The organism is uncultured Solobacterium sp. (assembly GCF_963517755.1).
Taxonomy (GTDB): Bacteria; Bacillota_I; Bacilli_A; order Erysipelotrichales; family Erysipelotrichaceae; genus Bulleidia.
Window position 1 is genome coordinate 73860 of sequence record NZ_CAUQGG010000008.1, and the last position, 18079, is coordinate 91938.

The following is an 18079-nucleotide window of genomic DNA, read 5'->3' on the forward strand; positions in this document are numbered from 1 at the left end:
TATGATTTGTACATGTACAATTAATCCTTCATTAGATTATTACATGGAGTTTACTGATCCAATTGAAGCAGGGAAAACAAATCGCTCTGATTTGGAATATTATGAAGCAGGTGGCAAGGGAATCAATATTTCTATCGTGTTAAGTAACTTAGGAGTGCCATCCCGCGCATTTGGCTTCCTGGGTGGCTTTACTAAAGATTTTTATATTCGCTTATTAACAAAGTATCAAGACATTCGTCCTAACTTCTCCTATATCGATGGCAATACACGTATCAATGTAAAGTGTAATTCAACAACAGACACAAACATGAATGCATGTGGTCCATATATCCAGGATAAGGATTTAGATAATCTAGCAGGAAAGCTAAATACACTCTATGAAAATGATGTACTTGTATTAGCAGGAAATACACCATCTTATACGGTCAATCATATGGTATCTATCTTAAAGAAGTTACAGGCAGATGGAATTAAAGTTGTCTTAGATACAGATGCAGAGCTTGTAAAGAAAATGTTATCCACGAAGTTATTCTTGTTGAAGACAACAAAGGAAGAGGTAAAGGCACTTGTATCCTATCCTGTTGAAACAACAGAAGATATGGTATGTGCCGCAAAAGATTTACATGCCCAAGGGGTTGAAAACGTAATGATACTAGATATCAGTGGTAATGCGGTTCTAGCATCAAAGGAAGGAACGTTCCAGTGTGAAGTATTAGATCCAACAACAATCGTCAATACAGTAGGAACTGGAGATTCTCTCGTTGCGGGATTCTTAATGGAATATAACCGCTCTAGAAATATCGTAGATAGCTTCCAATTTGGGGCATCCTGTGGATCTGCCACAGCGTATTCTAAAGGTTTGGCTACACGTGAAAAGATTGAGTCTTTCTCTAATTCCGTTGAAGTTCGAAAAATAGATTGAGTTTTTAGATTATGCTATACTAAAACGCAAAGAAAAGAGGTACAAGATGAAAAAAATCTTAACATGCTTATTAGCGGTCGTATTACTAGCAGGCTGCTTCAATAAAACTGAGAGTAAGAAGAACACATCTACAAGTGAAACTTCAAATACACTCACAATCACAAACCCAATCAAATTAAATTCCACAAAGGCAGATATGAAGGGTTATAAGTGGATTCGCAATGATGTTGCAGATTTCCAACTTATCACATTGAAAGAGTCTCTACGTATGTTTGAAGAGGGTGGAACAGGCATTCTTTATTACGGATATGATGAATGTGCTTGGTGTAACCGTGCAGTTCCAGAGTTAAATGAAGTTGCAAAGGAATTAAACTTAACAATTTATTACGTTGACGCTTCTGCAAAAGTTGAAAAAGATGACTACAAGAAGTTACTAGAATACATTGATCCAGTATTAAAGGTAAATTCTTCTGGTGAAAAAGGCTTCTATGTGCCAGCAGTCATCGGTGTAAAGAATGGTAAGCTGGTTGATTATCATGTATCACTTTTAGATGATTTTGAATTATCAAAGGATGATCCAGATAAACAATTGTCCGATGCACAAAAACAAGAATTACAGGATATCTATCGCAAGATTGCGAAAGAAGTCGCTGACTAATGCAAGGAAGGTTTGATCGTTTGGTTGAACCTTTTTATTTTGAAGAATCATCCTACATTGAACTGTAGCGATGATTATGCTATTTTAAGTGCAAAGATGAGGGAAGTATTATGCCGAAATTATTAACTGTAATTATTCCGTGTTATAACGAAGAAGAAAATATCAGATATTTCTATGAAGAATTCTGTAAGAATGATGCTTACTTTTTGAAACATGCAATCATGTATCAATTGATTTTCGTAGATGATGGTTCAACAGATGGAACTGTTACAGAAATCAAGAACTTACACCAAAAGGATAAGCGTGTAAAACTCCTCTCATTTTCTCGTAATTTTGGTAAGGAAGCCGCAATCTATGCAGGCCTACAACATGCCTCAGGAAACTTAGTTGCGATTATGGATGTGGACTTGCAAGATCCACCATCACTACTACCGCAGATGATTGATGAGATTTTTGCGGGTGCTGATCAAGTCGTTGCTAGACGTACTGCACGCAAAGGAGAACCACGTATCCGTTCTTGGTTTGCGAAATTATTCTATAAAATCTTAAATTGTTTCTCACAGGCAAAAGTAATGGATGGCGCAAGAGACTATCGTGTTATGAATACGCGCGTTGTGGAAGCTGTTCTTTCTGTTACAGAAAAGAATCGCTTCTCAAAAGGGATCTTTAGTTGGGTTGGTTTTAACACGAAGTGGGTTGCATATGAAAATGTACAGCGTAAATACGGTCAAACCAAGTGGTCATTTTGGCAGTTATGGAAATACGCATTTGACGGTCTAACCGCATATTCTACAGCACTATTATCCATGTCTTCTTTTGTGGGAGTACTATTTTGTTTGATTTCGTTTTTGATGATTATATTTGTGGTAATTCGTAAGTTAATATTTGGTGATCCAACTGCTGGTTGGCCATCACTGGTATGTATTATCTTACTAGCATCTGGACTACAACTATTGTCCATTGGTGTGATTGGCCAATACCTAGCAAAGACATATATGGAAGTAAAGAATCGTCCAGTATATATCGTAAAAGAAAAACTATAGGAAACTTGTAATGATAAAGAAACAGCTATATGAATCGGAGAGTGTCGATTTGAGGATTCGGGAAGTGATTCCAGTTTCATTTTTTAATCGTTCCCCAAAATCAATCGTCTATAGCATTTATCATCATGGAGAGTATGAGTGTATTGGGGAATGTGATTTACGACTAGGCATGGATGAAGAATTATACTATGCAGGAAATATAGGCTATCGTATCTACGAAGGATTTCGTGGTCATCACTATGCCTATCATGCATGTAAGCTACTGCTACAAATCGCAAAAGAGGAATATCACTTTCGTAAAGTGATTATCACATGTTCACCTGATAATATCGCAAGTGATAAGACAATACAATCTCTACACGCAGAACTACTACAGACGGTGAATGTTCCCAAACATCATTGGCTGTATCGACGTGGAGAGAAAGTTAAGAATATCTATTTATTGACACTCTAATTTAGAGAATGAAACGGAGTTTGGTATAATACTTTTATGAAGAAATTATGGCGAATACTGACAGGTCGGTTAATGGTAGTGATTCCACTGCTCCTATTACAGTTGGGATTTTTTGTAATACTGTTTTATGGTTCTACAACTTATGGAACTGCAATGCCAGTGCTTGATATCTTAGCGCTGATTATCGCAATCTATATTATCAATCGAAGAAACGATCCATCGTATAAGATTGGTTGGTTATTATTGGTTTTAGCTGCACCAGTGATTGGAGTTCCACTCTATCTTATTACCGGAAACCGTAAGGTACCGAAAAAACTACATCATGGAACCGTACGTGCAACACGTTCCCTTTCAGATCTAATCAAACCAGATGAATCGATACTTGATGATATCCACGATGAAGATGCAAAACAGATCTTCCGTTATGGGATTCGCGGTGGTGGATTTCCAGTTTATGAACACACAACAAGCACCTATTTCAAGAGTGGTGAAGAATGGTACCCAGTATTTAAAAAAGAGCTTTCTAGCGCAAAGCATTTTATCTTTTTGGAATATTTCATTATTAATCAAGGTTGGATGTTAGATGATTTAGTTGCGTTACTTGAGGAAAAGGTTCAACAGGGTGTCAAAGTTATCATGATCTATGATGACTTTGGAGCCTTGGATATCCCAATTCACTTTGATAAACAACTTCAAAAACGTGGAATTGAAACCTATCGTTTCAATAAGATACGTCCATCTTTAGCAGCTCTTATGAATAACCGTGACCACCGTAAGATTACGGTGGTAGATAACCGTGTTGCCTTTACAGGTGGTGTAAATATCTCAGATGAATATATCAATCGTCATCGCCGCTTTGGTTATTGGAAGGATAGCGCCATCATGATTGAGGGTGATGCGGTTTGGTCCTTTACATGTATGTTTTTAGGGATGTATACCTATGTTCGTGGCACAAATGATAGTATTGATTATGAACAATATCATTTGTTATATGAATATCCTGAAAATGCGAAGGGGTTCTATCAACCATATTCTGATACCCCTACAGATGAAGAGCCATTTGCGTTAAATGTACACCTAAATATGATTCAACATGCAAAGGAATATATCTATATCGATGCGCCTTACTTAATCTTGACGGAGTCTATGAAGACTGCGCTGAAGATGGCTGCGAAGAATGGTGTGGATGTGCGTATTTTAACACCACATATCCCAGACAAAAAGTTTGTATTCCAGATTACACGAGGTCATTATTTCGATTTAATTTCAAATGGTGTTAAAATCTATGAGTATACACTAGGCTTCAATCATGCCAAGAATATGGTGGCTGATGATAAATTTGGTATCGTGGGTACAGCGAATACAGACTATCGTAGTTACTTCCTACACTTTGAAAATGGTGTGGTGATGTATGATACAGATTCTGTATATAAGATGAAAGAGAATTTCTTAGAAGCACTTGAAGTATCACAAGAAGTTACATATGAAGAGGTGCGTGATACAGTATGGATCGTAAAGGTATTTAGAGCGGTTCTAAATGTATTTATCCCATTAGTATAAAAAAGAGGTTATATGGAAAAGATTGGTTTAGTATTGGAAGGTGGCGGTATCCGTGGAGCGTATACTGCAGGTGCCGTAAAGTGGTTAAACGATAACAATATTACATTTGATTATGGTGTTGGTATTTCGAGTGGTTCGGTATATCTAGCACTGTATTGGCAGGGTGAAACAAAGATTGCTTATGATTTAGCAACAAAATACTCCATCGCACCAGATATCGTTGGTTTCAAGGCGTTGTTAAAAGAAGGTCATTTTGTGGCATATAATCATCTATTCAATGATGTATTAAAGAAAGAAGCACATATGACAATCCAGCCACTGTTAGATCAAAAAGCAAATATCGAAGTGGGTTGTTATGTGTTAGATGAAGGCAAGACTGTTTACTATGGCATTGATGAAATGGATGATAGTATGCATGTATTATTAGGTAGTTGTGCACTTCCAATCGCTTCCGCGATTGTAAACTATCGTGGTAAGAAATTACTTGATGGTGGTATTACAAAGATGATTCCTATTGAACGTGCTTTAGAACAAGGTTGTACAAAGACACTTATCATTACTACAAAGCCAAAGGACTATGTTCGCAAGCCAGCAAATAGAATTGTGGAATTCTTAATGCGCATTATCTATCATAAGTATCCGCAAATTGCTAAGGACTATCATGTTCGTCATTTAAATTATTATCATCAAGTTGAAATTATCAACCAACAAGTAGAACAGGGTAAAGCAGTACATATCCTACCATCACAGAATATCAGGGTATCTCGCTATAAGGGTGATGTTGAAAAGACAAAGGCATTATATGAACTTGGTTACAACGATATGGAAGCTAGACGCGAAGAAATTCTAAAGTTCTTACAGAAATAAGTGATAAAAAAGTCCGACTAATCATCGGACTTTTCATTTAGGTATTTTTGATAATTTGTAGCACTTAATACATTGTCCTTTGGCATGTTTTTCTCATCAGCCCAACTTGCGATATACAAGGAGTAATACTCATCATAAGTAAGATTCGAGTCAACGATTGCCTTGGCTAATGACTTTCCAAGGTAACGAAGCTGGTTTGTTTCAGACTTATTGCCAGTAATGGCTGCCTTTGAGACTGGATAACGTAAGATGAATCCATATTCTGCTGCGTGTTCTTTGAGCCATTGATAGGTGTTTGTCTGTGAGAAGGCACCACCTTCATATGTAGGACTTACATCTGCAGCGTAGCCAGTTTGTTGTTCGGATTGTCCAGGGACATCCGCATATAAGTTTGCGACATCTGCGTTATAGGAACTGTAGATATCCTTTAATGCCTGATAGGATACATATCCTGTTGACGCAAAGAACGGAACTTTGTTTTGGATACTTGCGGCAGAAAGCGCTTCAAAGTTCTTAGCTGCTTCTGCACGTAACTGTACACCTTGCGATGCGTATTGAAGATCGATTGTCTGTAGATCTTCTGGTGCGTATTCTGCAGGTAGATTATTCTTCTGATTTACAAGAACAGTGATAGAAGAAGGGTCGGATATGATATTCTCCGTATTTGGCACAATGAACGTGTTTGATAAAGTGAAGGAATCTTTGGAGTTTGTATCACGATGTAGAACACAATCATCGATATATACTTTTTCATCCCATTGATAATCGAATACAAGTAGTGGTGTAATTTCCCAATACTCTAAATTCTTAAAGAGATTGAGAATCTGTGCTTGTTCATATCCCTTATCCTTAAGGCGACTTACAAGTAAGAAATCTTCTGCCGTTAGTGCACGATTATCTTTTATAGATGTATACAGTTCTAGATAATCTGAATTGACTGACTTTTTATCTAGTGCATTCGCAAGTGAGACAGAGTAGTATTTATTATCTAAGATTTCTTTTGTAAGTTTTTCGTGTTTAATTTCTTTGATTTGGGTATTTGTATAACCGAGTCCCTTTAACTTTGAATTGGTAATCAGGTTTGGTAATACCAGCGCAGTTACCAGAATACAAAGTACAATCACAAGTCCTATCAAAATTTCAGGACGAATATGGCGTCTTGGTTTTCTACGTTTTTTTGGTGGATTGATTGTACCGCTACTGTGCGATACTCTTTGGGGATTTTTATTATAATTTGTCATAGTTCACCTCAAATTCTTTCCATATTGATTGAGAAGGGGTTGCTTGTACTACGATAGGTGTTTTTAAGGTTGGATGTGGGAATGTTAAGCGGAATGCATATAACCCAATCGGACCTTTTGTTGTATGTGGGTTGTAACGCTGATCATGAATGAGCGGTAATTTGCGACTAGCGAATTGAACGCGAATCTGATGGGATCGACCTGTACCAAGTACGATATGTACAAGAGACTTCTTACCTTTTTGGTTAATGACTTGATAGGATAGATGACATTTCTTCCCATGTTTTGCGTCAGTTACACTGACGGTATTGGTACGCGTATCCTTGGATAGGTAATCTTCGAATGTATCTACCTTCTTTGTAGGAATACCATCGAGAATTGCGAGGTATTCTTTCTTGAGTTGATGGGTTCGAACAGCTTCGGATAAACGTGAAGCTGCTTTGGAGGTTTTTGCAAATACCATCACACCACCAACGGGACGATCTAAACGATGTACAAGACCACAATATACGTTACCTGGTTTTTGATATTTCTCTTTGAGATATTCTTTACACATGGTTAATAAATCCATGTCGTGAGAATCATCTTCCATGACAGGGATATTGATTGGTTTCTCCACGCACAAGACGTGGTTATCTTCGTAGAGGACGTTAATCATTTTCTCTGCCAGCTGCCATAGATGCCGCATGGTAGTAATAAGTCACGATTTGCGATTGGAAGGGCAATTTCGCCTGTTTCCACAATACCATTTGGATGATCTGGCAAAATCATTGTACGAAGTGTGTTATCTAAAACAATGGAAGAGAAACCAGTTGTATAGCTGTTGATTAAGAAGAATAGGGCATTGTCATCAAGAATCTCTGTACAAGCTTGAATGAGCTTTGTGACTTCTTTTTCAAACTTCCACATTTCACCATTTGGACCTCTTCCATAGGAAGGTGGATCCATTAAGATTCCGTGATAAGTATGACCGCGACGTTTTTCACGTTCAACGAATTTCAAGCAATCATCTACAATGAAACGAATCTTATTATTTTGAAGACCACACAAGTCACGGTTTTCCTTTGCCCATTGAACCATACCTTTAGAAGCGTCAACGTGTACCACTTCAGCAGCACCAGCTTTCGCACATGCCATTGTGGCACCGCCAGTATAAGCGAAAAGATTGAGAACACGTATCTCTTCATTTGGATATTTCTTGATTAAATCAGACATCCAATCCCAATTCACTGCTTGTTCAGGGAATAAGCCAGTATGTTTAAAACCGGTTGGGGATACCTTGAATGTTAGATCTCTATAATTGATTGTCCATGACTCTGGAAGTTTTTTGCGATACTCCCAATGCCCACCACCTTTATCAGAGCGGTGGTAGATGGCATCTGTCTCTTGCCAAAGACTTGTATTCTGATTTGCTGGCCAGATTGCTTGTGGGTCAGGACGTCTTAAAACGATGCCTTTCCACTGCTCTAATTTCTCGCCATTTCCTGCATCAAAGCAGGTATAATCTTTCCATTGATTTGCTATTCTTGACATGGGGTTACCTCTTTGCTCATTATACCATGAACTGCACGCTTTCCTTAGGGGTTTCAGAAAAGAAAATAATATATTTACATTGTGCTACAGCGCCTCATAGTCGGTACTCAATGGTATAATAGAACTTATCGGAAATGAATTTCGAAAATGTAATGATGAAGAAATGTAGAATGTGGAGTATGTAGCGATGATTGATATAAATAGTTTAAATGAAAACCAAAAAGATGCGGTCTTATCTAAAGAAAAGTACCTGAGAATTATTGCGGGTGCAGGTTCAGGTAAGACGAGAGTTTTAACGATGCGCATTGTGCATTTGATTGAAGATAAAAATGTTTGGCCAACAAAGATTTTGGCAATTACATTTACCAACAAAGCAGCGAATGAAATGAAAGAACGTGTTCGTAATATGCTTGCTAGTCAGACAAGTGCACCATGGGTAAGTACCATACATTCCTTATGTGTACGCATTCTACGCGAAGATATTATTGCGATGGGATATCCACGTAACTTTACTATCATGGATACGGAAGACCAAAAATCTGTACTCAAGGAAGCTTACAAGTTACAGGGAATTGATGCGACAACCTATTCCTATAGTTCTATGTTAGATTACATTGCGAATAATAAAACGGCAGATATTACACCAGAAAGAGCTCGTGTTTTAGCTGGTGATTATCATGCGGATAAAGTGAAGGCAGAAGTATACACGTTCTATGATAAGCGCCAAAGAGATTTATATGCATTGGATTTTGATGATTTGATTCTTTGGACTGTTCGCATGTTTGCTAAATTCCCAGAAATCCTAGAGAAATGGCAAAAACATTTTAACTATATCCTTGTCGATGAGTTCCAGGATATCGATAAAAAACAATACGAATTAATTAACCAATTAACAGGTCCAAATAATAACCTACTTGTAGTAGGTGATCCAGACCAGACAATCTATACGTGGCGTGGTGCGGATGTAAATATCATCATGAACTTTGCTAAGGATTATCCACAAGCTAAGACAATCATTCTAAATGAAAATTATCGTTCTGTTGAGGCAATCCTCAACGGTGCAAACTCTGTCATTAAAAATAATAAATATCGTGTAGATAAAGAACTATTTACAAATCGTCATAGCGATGAAAAGATTACCCACTATTCTGCAGCGAGTGATGAATATCAGGCTGCTTGGATTGCAGGGAAGATTTCTAGTTTACATCGTGAAGGCAAGAGTTATCATGACATTGCGATTTTATATCGTTCTAATTACTTATCTCGTTCCTTAGAAAAAGCACTACTTGATGAAAGAATTCCATATATCATCTATGGTGGTACACGCTTCTATGAACGTCAGGAAGTTAAAGATGCCCTATGTTACTTACGTATGGTAACGACAGCAGATGATCTTGCGCTACAACGTATTCTCAATCGTCCAAAGCGTGGAATTGGAAATAAGACGATGGATTTGATTGTGGAAACTGCACGAGCAAGAAATACTTCTATGTATGAGGTATTAAAAGATAGCTCTCTATTTAGTGGCAAGATGTTAACAACAATGGAGAACTTTGTAAACATGGTTGAATCATGGCGTAAGCGTGCAAATAATGGCGAGGTAGAAATCTTCAAGCTATTTGAACAAATCATCGAAGAAAGTGGTTATCGTGCGATGTTAACGGAAGCCAAGGAACAAGATCGCATTGAAAACTTAAAAGAGTTAATCGATGACGTCAAAGAATTCTCTGAGACGTATCCAGAAAGTAGTCTTGATGAATACTTACAGTTGGTATCTCTCTATGGTGACCGTGAAGAGACACTGGCAAGTGACTTTGTACAGTTAATGACTGTTCATGCGGCTAAGGGGTTGGAATTCGATACTGTTTTTATCTCAGATATGAACGAAGGAATCTTCCCCAACGAACGTGCGGTGAATGAAAGTCATCGTGGGGTGGAAGAAGAAAGACGTCTAGCGTATGTTGCCTTTACAAGAGCTAGAAATAAACTCTATCTAACTGAAGCAGGTGGATTCTCTATGATATTGCAGCGCGTACGAACAACCTCACGCTTTATCGAAGAAATCGATGCGGAATACATTGAACATCTAGGATCAAGTATGCATGCAGGTAACACCCAAAGAGAAGTACGTTTATCAGAAAGATTGTTTGATAATAGTCCTTCATCCTTTACACAACAGATGGCAAAGGCAAAACCTTCGGGATTAAAGAAGGGTGATAAAGTCGTTCACGCAAAGTTTGGTGAAGGCTTAGTCATCAGTATCAAAAATGAGATTGCGGAAATTGCATTCCCATATCCATTTGGTATCAAGAAGGTTGCGGCAGGACATCCAAGTATCAAGAAGAAGACAGATTTAAGGAGTTAACATGAGCGAAGATAAATTAGAACTTATGCGACAGATGGTCGCACAGTTAAATCAAGCAGCTGATGCCTACTATGATGGTAAGGCAGAACAGATGACTGACTATGAATGGGATGCCTTATTTGATCGTCTGAAAAAATTAGAAGAAGAAACTGGTGTTGTATTAGAAGATTCGCCAACGATGAAAGTTTCTAGTGATCATACTGCAGGTCAAAAAGAGGCTCATGAATTCTTGGCTTTATCACTTGCGAAAACGAAAAAACCAGAAGAAGTTGAAAAGTGGGCAGAAGGAAAACCGATCTGGATTTCCTGGAAATTAGATGGTTTAACACTTGTTGTGACATATGATAACGGAAAGTTAAGTAAAGTCGTTACCCGTGGAGATGGTCATATTGGTACAAACATTACCCATTTGTCCACGGCGATCCATGGAATTCCACAGACTATCTCTGAAAAGGGACATCTTGTCATTCGTGGCGAAGCGGTAATTTCGTATGAAGACTTTAATCAGTTTGTGATGGAGTCTGGCGAAGATTACGCAAATCCAAGAAACCTTGCGTCCGGTTCATTAACCCTAAAAGATATTGAAGAGGTTAAGAAACGTCAGATTCATTGGATTCCATTTACGCTTGTATATAAAGAAGAAGAAATCAGGTCTTGGGGCAAGCGTATGGACTACATGGAGAAGCTAGGCTTTAAAGTTGTGGAACGTGAGTGTGTTGAACATCCAACACTTGCAAATATCAACAAAGAAATCGAGAAATGGACAAAGAAAGTTACAAATGCAATCAATCCATATCCAGTGGATGGTTTGGTCGTTGTCTATGATGATACAGAATTTGCAGCAGGTGGTTCTGTAACAGGACACCATGCGACTAGAGCAGGTTTTGCGTTTAAGTGGCAAGATGAATCTGTACTCTCCAAACTCGAATATATCGAGTGGTCTTGTGCAGCATCAACGATTACACCAGTAGCGGTATTTGAACCAGTAGAAATCGAAGGTACAACCGTCAAACGTGCCTCCCTCTGTAATATCAGTGAGTGTAAACGTTTAGGGATTGGTGGTGCAGGTAGTGAACTTGAAGTCATCAAAGCAAATAAGATCATCCCAAAGGTCATCAGTGTGAAACATGCGGTTGGAAGTTTCCATATCCCAGAAACCTGTCCTGTATGTCATAGTAAGACAATTGTGGATATGAGTGAGCGTGGCACAGAAACACTCAAATGTACAAATCCAAGCTGTCCTGCCAAAAAACTGAAGAAATTCAATCGCTTTGTATCAAAGGCAGGTATGGATATCGATGGTATCTCAGAACAAACACTAGCAAGATTTATCAATGAAGGATGGATTACAAAATATGGCGATATCTTCCGCTTATCCAAACATCACGAAGAAATAACAGACTTAGAAGGGTTTGGTGAAAAGTCAGCAGCGAATATCATGGAATCAATCGATCGAGCAAGAGAGATTGACGAAACAAAACTTGTTTATGCCCTGAATATTCCTTTAATTGGTAAAGATGTCGCAAAACGATTACTCTCTGTCTATCCATTTAGAGAACTGGTTAGTATCGCAAGAAACACAGAGACAACCGAAGTATTTAGTTCCATCGATGGAATCGGACCAGAAAAATCCAATGCTTTTGTGAGTTGGTGCAAAGATCCAGAAAATATTGCACAACTTGAAGACCTGTTAGATGAAATTACAGTGCAGCGTTCCAATACAGTCGCAAGTGGTAATCTTTGTGAAGGATTGACCTTCGTTGTGACAGGTGATGTACATCATTACGCAAATCGTAATGAGTTAAAGTCCTACATTGAATCACAGGGTGGAAAGGTAACAGGTTCTGTATCCAAATCAACCAATTATCTAATTAATAATGATGTAACTTCATCATCATCAAAAAATACAAAAGCAAAACAACTCAACATTCCAATTCTTTCAGAAGAAGAGTTTATTGCTCGCTTTGTAAAGGATTGAGAACATTGATAAAATCGCTATTTAACGCTAAAATATATCAGCGAGAAATGAGGTATAAATCATGGTAGAAAACAAAAACAGAGAATACTTCCAAAAGTTAGCGAACCAACTGATGTTTAATCTATCAGATGAAGAGGCAGACGAACTTGTAGGTGAGTTTGGAACACTTGAACAACAGTTTGCGCTTATGGAAGAAATTAATACAGACGGTGTAGAAGAAATGATTTATCCGTTTGAAGAACCAACAACATACATCCGTCATGATGAAGCAGATCATGTGATCTCTCAAGATGATGCGATGAGAAATGTAACGAAGAAATTGGAAGGACATTTTGTCCTACCAAAGGTGGTGAAGTAATGATTAAAGATATGGTAAATCATCCAGCAGATAGTACTGCTCGCTGTGAAGAAGCTTACGCAAAAGCACAGGAATTACAAGATAAACTAAACGCAGTTATCACATTTGTTGATCCAAAGGAACAACTAAGTCAATTACCAGAAGGTGGTTTACTGCATGGTGTCCCAATCGCTATTAAAGATAACGTAAATACAAAGGGAATTCGTACAACTTCTGGTTCACGTATTCTCTCTAATTACTTCCCAATCTATGATGCGACAATCACAAAGAAATTACGTGAAGCTGGTGCAGTATGTATTGCGAAGGCATCTATGGATGAACTTGCAATGGGTGGCACAAACTTAACATGCTTTACAGGTGCAGCACATAACCCATGGGATACACGTCGTATGACAGGTGGATCTTCTGGTGGTTCCGCAGCGCTTGTGGCAGCTGGTGTTGTACCGATGGCAATCGGTTCAGATACAGGTGACTCTGTTAGAAAACCAGCGTCTTATTGTGGTGTTGTTGGTGTAAAACCAACATATGGAAGAATCAGCCGTTACGGTATTATTCCTTACGCATCTTCATTAGACCATGTAGGCTACTTTACAAGATCTGTTGAAGACGCATGCATTACATTAGAAGTATTAGCTGGACGTGATGATTTAGATGTTACATCTTCAAATCGTCCAGTGGAACATTACACAGAAGCGCTCAATGACAGTATTCGCGGCAAGAAGATTGCGCTACTTGAAAACGTTGTCGATAGCGTATCGAATCCGGAAACAGTCAAGCTATTTAACGAACTTGTAGAAAAGCTTAAGGCAGCAGGTGCTGTGGTAGATATGTATCACTTTGATGACAAGCTCATGCGTGCAATCTTACCAACGTACTATACAATCGCTAACTGTGAAGCAGCTTCCAATCACTCTAACCTAGATGGTATTCGTTTTGGTGTGCGTGAAGATGGTGCGGATATGCAAGAAATCATGACAAATTCGCGTACAAAGGGTTTTGGACCTTTGATTCGTAGAAGATTTGTTATTGGGTCATATGGCTTATTTGAAGCGAACCAAGAGCGTATCTTCCGTAAGGCTCAAAAGGTTAGACGTTTAATTGTTAATGCGATGAAGGAATGCTTTAAAGAATACGATTGTATTCTCGCCCCAGCAAGTGGCACAATCGCACCATTCATCGATGAAATCAATAATGATGATAAGTTATCAACTGACTACTTAGTAGCAGAAAACTACATGGCAATGGCAAACTTCTCTGGTGATCCATCGATGACGGTCCCAATGGGATTTGAAGAAGGTTGTCCAATTGGTGTAAACCTAACATGCCCAGCATGGCATGAGAGCACAATGTTTACAATTGCGAAAGCAATTGAAGATATCACAGGTTTAAAGGATTTGCAGACGGAGGTGAAATAATGGAATACGAAGCAACCATAGGTATTGAAATTCACTGTCAGTTAAAGACAAACACAAAGATGTTCTCAGGTGCGCCAACTTCCTTTGGCCGTAAAGCAAATACTTGTGTTAATGAGATTGACTTAGGACATCCAGGAACACTTCCATCAGTGAATGTAGAAGCAGTTAAGAAAGCCATTCAAGCATGTACTGCACTACACTTAGAAATTGATCCACTTGTAAAGTTTGATCGTAAAAACTATTACTATTCTGATTTACCAAAAGGATTCCAAATTACCCAACAATTCCATCCAATTGGAAGAAATGGATATATTGAAATTAATACAAGCACTGGGAAGAAAAAGATACGTATCGAACGTATTCACATGGAAGAAGATACAGCTAAGCAGTTCCATCTAACAAAGTTCTCATTATTAGACTTTAACCGTGCTGGAACTCCACTGATTGAAATTGTATCTTGTCCAGATATGAAGACAGGAGAAGAAGCGGAAGCTTACGTTGAAGCACTTCGTCAGACACTGTTCTATATCGGTGTATCCGATTGTAAGATGGAAGAAGGATCCATGCGTTGTGACGTTAACGTCTCCATCGCACCAAAGGGTTCTGATAAGTTAGGTGTAAAAAACGAAATTAAGAACTTAAACTCTATCTCCCACGTCGGTAAAGCTGTAGAGTATGAAATTCAACGTCAAAAGGAACTGTTAGAAGCAGGTGAAGTGATTCATCAGGAAACACGTCGTTACGACGAAAAGACAAATACTACTGTCATGATGCGTCGTAAGGAAGGTTCTGTGGATTATAAGTTCTTCCCTGAGCCAAATATTTTCCCAATACAACTAGATCCATCTTGGATTCAAGATATTCAAGAACATATGCCAGAGCTTCCAGAAGCGAGAAAAGAACGTTATGCAAAACAATACGCATTAACTGAACATGACATTCGCATTTTAATCGCTGATATGGAAATGTCTAAGTTCTTCGAAGAAGTTATGAAGTATACAACAAATGCGAAGGCTGCGTGCAACTGGCTATTAGGCGAAGTAAGCGCATGGCTCAACAAACATGAAACAAGCATTGAGAAATCTGAATTAAAACCAGAAATGCTTGCAAAGATGATTGCGTTAGTGGATGAAGGTAAGGTATCTTCCGCACAGGCAAAGCAATTATGCGATGACTTGATGCTAGGAAAAGATCCAGAAGTAGCAGCTGAAGAAAAGGGTTTGAAACAAGTCTCTGATAGTTCAGCGTTAACTGCGATGGTAAATGAAGTACTTGACGCAAACGCACAGGCAATCGAAGATTACAAGAATGGTAAGGGTCGTGCAGTAGGTTTCTTGGTTGGACAAGTCATGAAGAAATCTAAGGGACAGGCAAACCCAGGAATGGTATCTCAAATCTTAGAAGAAGAGCTCAAAAAACGCATTCATGATTAAGACTGGCGTATTTCTTGGAAAAAGAATACAATAAGTGTGGAGAGTAATATGACACAGAAAAACAGAAAACCCAGATTAAAACTTGTGCATATTGTATTTACAGTATGCTTGATATTGATTCTTGCGCCAGCGATTTACTTTGGCTGGATGCTAGCATCGACATATATGGATTCCCACTCACCAGTATTGGGTAGCCGTTATGAAAATGATTTAAACCCAGCAATCACCAAAGACCAACTCAAACAAGTTGATGAAGCAGTTGGTAAACTCGATGGTGTAACAGGTCACAGCGTACATCTAGCAACTGGGACATTGCGTGTATATGTTGATGTAGCAGAAGATTCAACAGCAGAAGTGGTTCAAGATGTGACAGGACGTGCTTATGAAGCAGTAGTCGCAATCTTAGATCCAAATGTATACTTCTCACAAGGCAATGATATGAAGATGTATGACTTAGAGATTCATACATCTAATATGAAAGATGGACGTGATAAAGATAACTTTATTTACGGTATCTTTACAAAGACATCCGCAATGAGCACACCACAATACCAATTGGTAAGTAGTCCGAAGAATGCGGAAGTTGCCCAGAGCTTAAGAGATGCGGTAACAGCTAGAAAAGCGGCAGAAGCTGCTGCAGCTGCTGAAGCACAGGCTCAGAAAGAACAGCCAAGCACAGAGAATACTGGAAATACAGAATCAACACAACAAACACAGCAGACGCAACAATAAGGGATACAACATATCCCTTTTTTAGAATGTAAAAGATGATGGAAAAAAACGAGAGATATATCGCAACAGCGACAGGTTATTCAGAAGATGGTGCAGGCGTTACCCGTATTAACGGTATCGTCATTTTCGTGCCGGGTCTTCTAAATGGAGAAGAAGCAGAAATTGGTATCACGAAAATGAAGAAGAATTATGGTTACGGTCGTATTATTAAAATCCTAAAACCATCAATTCATCGGATTGATCCAATTTGTTCTGTATATAAACAATGTGGAGGTTGCCAACTCCAACATATGGACAGTAATGAACAAAACATATTGAAAGAAAACAAAGTAAAAGACTGTTTCCATAAGATTGCAGGCATGGATGTGGAAGTACAACCAATTATTAAGGTAGAACCACATTGGAACTATCGTAATAAGGTACAGATACCAGTACAATGCAATAACAACAAGGTAGAAATGGGCTTCTATGCACCTCATTCCAACCGTATTGTGCAATATGATGAGTGTCATGTACAAACAGACTTATCCAATGAACTTACAAATTACTTCCGCAAACAATTTGACATGCTTGCATGTGGAAAAGATATGCGCCATGTATTAATCAAGCATGCACATAACACAGGGGAAGTGATGGTAGCACTTGTGGTAAGAAACTATCCATTCCACAACAGCGATACATTAATCAAAGATGTCCTAGCAAACTACCCACAAATTAAGAGCCTTGTCGCTATCGTAAATAAACGAGAGGACAATGTCATTCTTGATGGTAAAGAAATCCTACTAGCAGGAAGACATTACATCGAAGAAGAATTACTCGGTTGTACGTTTAGAATTAGTGCAAGATCGTTCTATCAGATTAATCCATACGCAACAAGAGAACTCTATTCTAAAGCGATTGAATTAGCTGGCTTAACAGGTAATGAAACTCTCATCGATCTGTATTGTGGTACAGGTACGATGGGTATCATTGCCGCAAAACAAGCCAAGCAAGTATATGGCATTGAGATTGTCGCAGACGCAATCCGTGATGCGAATACCAACGCGGAAAATAACAATATTACTAACATCAAGTTTATTAACGCAGATGCATCGGAAGGAGCAAAACAAATCATTGACGCAAAGATACAAGCAGACGCAATGATTATCGACCCACCACGTAAAGGATGTTCAAAAGATACGATAGACGCTATCGTAACCATCGCGCCAAAGCGATTAGTCTATGTATCCTGTGATCCAGCAACACTCGCACGTGATGTAAAGATACTCAGTGACAATGGTTACAAATTAGAACTCGTACAACCAGTGGACCTATTTCCACAAACTGTGCATGTTGAGACAGTGTGTTTGATGTCAAGGAAGTAAGAAGAAAAGGTGTGTAAAAGGCTTGATAACAAAGGGTTTAGAGAAAAATGCAGAGGTTTGGACAGTTTACTTACATTGTGTTTTTAGTGTGTTTGACAATGGTTCTGACCACTGGAAATAGATGGTTGTGGCTATAGAACTACTTTTTGTTCGTGG

Annotated in this window: 16 protein-coding genes; 13 read left to right on the plus strand and 3 right to left on the minus strand. The window is 38.5% G+C overall.

Going from position 1 to position 18079, the window contains the following annotated elements; translation table 11 throughout:
* Window position 1: 1 nt before the first annotated feature.
* From RWM19_RS06145 to RWM19_RS06170, 6 genes are all read left to right on the plus strand, one after another.
* Window positions 2–922, plus strand: coding sequence for a 1-phosphofructokinase family hexose kinase (locus tag RWM19_RS06145; RefSeq protein WP_313984925.1), 921 nt, complete (start codon window positions 2–4; stop codon window positions 920–922).
* A gap of 46 nt (window positions 923–968) precedes the next feature.
* Entirely contained in the window at window positions 969–1580 is a 612-nt protein-coding gene (locus RWM19_RS06150) for a hypothetical protein (protein WP_294020684.1), read from the plus strand.
* A 110-nt stretch (window positions 1581–1690) separates the two neighbouring features.
* The gene (locus RWM19_RS06155; protein ID WP_294023011.1) at window positions 1691–2623 is read left to right on the plus strand and encodes a glycosyltransferase family 2 protein; all 933 of its coding nucleotides are present in this window, start codon (window positions 1691–1693) and stop codon (window positions 2621–2623) included.
* Between the two features lie 10 nt (window positions 2624–2633).
* Complete coding sequence (locus RWM19_RS06160; RefSeq protein ID WP_294023010.1) at window positions 2634–3077, plus strand: GNAT family N-acetyltransferase; 444 nt, start codon at window positions 2634–2636, stop codon at window positions 3075–3077.
* Between the two features lie 36 nt (window positions 3078–3113).
* On the plus strand, window positions 3114–4637 hold the full coding sequence (gene cls, locus RWM19_RS06165; RefSeq protein ID WP_313984931.1) for a cardiolipin synthase: 1524 nt from the start codon (window positions 3114–3116) through the stop codon (window positions 4635–4637).
* A gap of 12 nt (window positions 4638–4649) precedes the next feature.
* The gene (locus RWM19_RS06170; RefSeq protein ID WP_313984934.1) at window positions 4650–5504 is read left to right on the plus strand and encodes a patatin family protein; all 855 of its coding nucleotides are present in this window, start codon (window positions 4650–4652) and stop codon (window positions 5502–5504) included.
* Window positions 5505–5521: 17 nt separating this feature from the next.
* Here RWM19_RS06170 and RWM19_RS06175 read toward each other — a convergent pair whose 3' ends face one another.
* Genes RWM19_RS06175 through RWM19_RS06185 form a run of 3 tightly spaced genes read right to left on the minus strand, consistent with a single transcriptional unit; the run spans window position 5522 to window position 8278 of the window.
* Window positions 5522–6745 carry a M15 family metallopeptidase gene (locus tag RWM19_RS06175; RefSeq protein ID WP_294023007.1) on the minus strand — a complete coding sequence of 408 codons (1224 nt, stop codon included), beginning with the start codon at window positions 6743–6745 and terminating at the stop codon, window positions 5522–5524.
* Window positions 6732–7403 (minus strand): RluA family pseudouridine synthase, encoded by a 672-nt coding sequence (locus RWM19_RS06180; RefSeq protein WP_294023006.1) that lies wholly within the window; start codon window positions 7401–7403, stop codon window positions 6732–6734. The genes RWM19_RS06175 and RWM19_RS06180 overlap by 14 nt, the downstream gene beginning before the upstream one ends.
* Window positions 7400–8278, minus strand: coding sequence for a class I SAM-dependent methyltransferase (locus tag RWM19_RS06185; protein WP_294023005.1), 879 nt, complete (start codon window positions 8276–8278; stop codon window positions 7400–7402). Before RWM19_RS06185 ends, RWM19_RS06180 begins: the two co-directional genes overlap by 4 nt.
* A gap of 187 nt (window positions 8279–8465) precedes the next feature.
* On the opposite strand from RWM19_RS06185, the gene RWM19_RS06190 reads away from it, so the two are divergent.
* The 7 genes from RWM19_RS06190 (at window position 8466) to rlmD (ending at window position 17923) form a co-directional block, all read left to right on the plus strand.
* A complete protein-coding gene (locus tag RWM19_RS06190) occupies window positions 8466–10643 on the plus strand; it encodes a UvrD-helicase domain-containing protein (RefSeq protein WP_313984940.1) in 2178 nt (725 codons plus the stop codon).
* 1 nt (window position 10644) lies between these two features.
* Complete coding sequence (ligA, locus tag RWM19_RS06195) at window positions 10645–12621, plus strand: NAD-dependent DNA ligase LigA (protein WP_313984943.1); 1977 nt, start codon at window positions 10645–10647, stop codon at window positions 12619–12621.
* Window positions 12622–12682: 61 nt separating this feature from the next.
* A complete protein-coding gene (gatC, locus tag RWM19_RS06200) occupies window positions 12683–12979 on the plus strand; it encodes an Asp-tRNA(Asn)/Glu-tRNA(Gln) amidotransferase subunit GatC (protein WP_294023002.1) in 297 nt (98 codons plus the stop codon).
* Window positions 12979–14394 (plus strand): amidase family protein, encoded by a 1416-nt coding sequence (locus tag RWM19_RS06205; RefSeq protein WP_313984946.1) that lies wholly within the window; start codon window positions 12979–12981, stop codon window positions 14392–14394. Before gatC ends, RWM19_RS06205 begins: the two co-directional genes overlap by 1 nt.
* Window positions 14394–15827 carry an Asp-tRNA(Asn)/Glu-tRNA(Gln) amidotransferase subunit GatB gene (gene gatB, locus RWM19_RS06210; protein WP_313984948.1) on the plus strand — a complete coding sequence of 478 codons (1434 nt, stop codon included), beginning with the start codon at window positions 14394–14396 and terminating at the stop codon, window positions 15825–15827. The genes RWM19_RS06205 and gatB overlap by 1 nt, the downstream gene beginning before the upstream one ends.
* 48 nt (window positions 15828–15875) lie before the next feature.
* Window positions 15876–16559 (plus strand): hypothetical protein, encoded by a 684-nt coding sequence (locus tag RWM19_RS06215; RefSeq protein ID WP_313984950.1) that lies wholly within the window; start codon window positions 15876–15878, stop codon window positions 16557–16559.
* Window positions 16560–16594: 35 nt separating this feature from the next.
* On the plus strand, window positions 16595–17923 hold the full coding sequence (rlmD, locus tag RWM19_RS06220; protein WP_313984952.1) for a 23S rRNA (uracil(1939)-C(5))-methyltransferase RlmD: 1329 nt from the start codon (window positions 16595–16597) through the stop codon (window positions 17921–17923).
* Window positions 17924–18079: the final 156 nt, after the last annotated feature.

Bases quoted from the DNA above. Each gene is read 5' to 3' on its own strand.
- RWM19_RS06145 (WP_313984925.1), top strand. From the start codon at position 2: ATGATTTGTACATGTACAATTAATCCTTCATTAGATTATTACATGGAG.
- RWM19_RS06150 (WP_294020684.1), top strand. From the start codon at position 969: ATGAAAAAAATCTTAACATGCTTATTAGCGGTCGTATTACTAGCAGGC.
- RWM19_RS06155 (WP_294023011.1), top strand. From the start codon at position 1,691: ATGCCGAAATTATTAACTGTAATTATTCCGTGTTATAACGAAGAAGAA.
- RWM19_RS06160 (WP_294023010.1), top strand. From the start codon at position 2,634: ATGATAAAGAAACAGCTATATGAATCGGAGAGTGTCGATTTGAGGATT.
- cls (WP_313984931.1), top strand. From the start codon at position 3,114: ATGAAGAAATTATGGCGAATACTGACAGGTCGGTTAATGGTAGTGATT.
- RWM19_RS06170 (WP_313984934.1), top strand. From the start codon at position 4,650: ATGGAAAAGATTGGTTTAGTATTGGAAGGTGGCGGTATCCGTGGAGCG.
- RWM19_RS06175 (WP_294023007.1), bottom strand. From the start codon at position 6,745: ATGACAAATTATAATAAAAATCCCCAAAGAGTATCGCACAGTAGCGGT.
- RWM19_RS06180 (WP_294023006.1), bottom strand. From the start codon at position 7,403: ATGATTAACGTCCTCTACGAAGATAACCACGTCTTGTGCGTGGAGAAA.
- RWM19_RS06185 (WP_294023005.1), bottom strand. From the start codon at position 8,278: ATGTCAAGAATAGCAAATCAATGGAAAGATTATACCTGCTTTGATGCA.
- RWM19_RS06190 (WP_313984940.1), top strand. From the start codon at position 8,466: ATGATTGATATAAATAGTTTAAATGAAAACCAAAAAGATGCGGTCTTA.
- ligA (WP_313984943.1), top strand. From the start codon at position 10,645: ATGAGCGAAGATAAATTAGAACTTATGCGACAGATGGTCGCACAGTTA.
- gatC (WP_294023002.1), top strand. From the start codon at position 12,683: ATGGTAGAAAACAAAAACAGAGAATACTTCCAAAAGTTAGCGAACCAA.
- RWM19_RS06205 (WP_313984946.1), top strand. From the start codon at position 12,979: ATGATTAAAGATATGGTAAATCATCCAGCAGATAGTACTGCTCGCTGT.
- gatB (WP_313984948.1), top strand. From the start codon at position 14,394: ATGGAATACGAAGCAACCATAGGTATTGAAATTCACTGTCAGTTAAAG.
- RWM19_RS06215 (WP_313984950.1), top strand. From the start codon at position 15,876: ATGACACAGAAAAACAGAAAACCCAGATTAAAACTTGTGCATATTGTA.
- rlmD (WP_313984952.1), top strand. From the start codon at position 16,595: ATGATGGAAAAAAACGAGAGATATATCGCAACAGCGACAGGTTATTCA.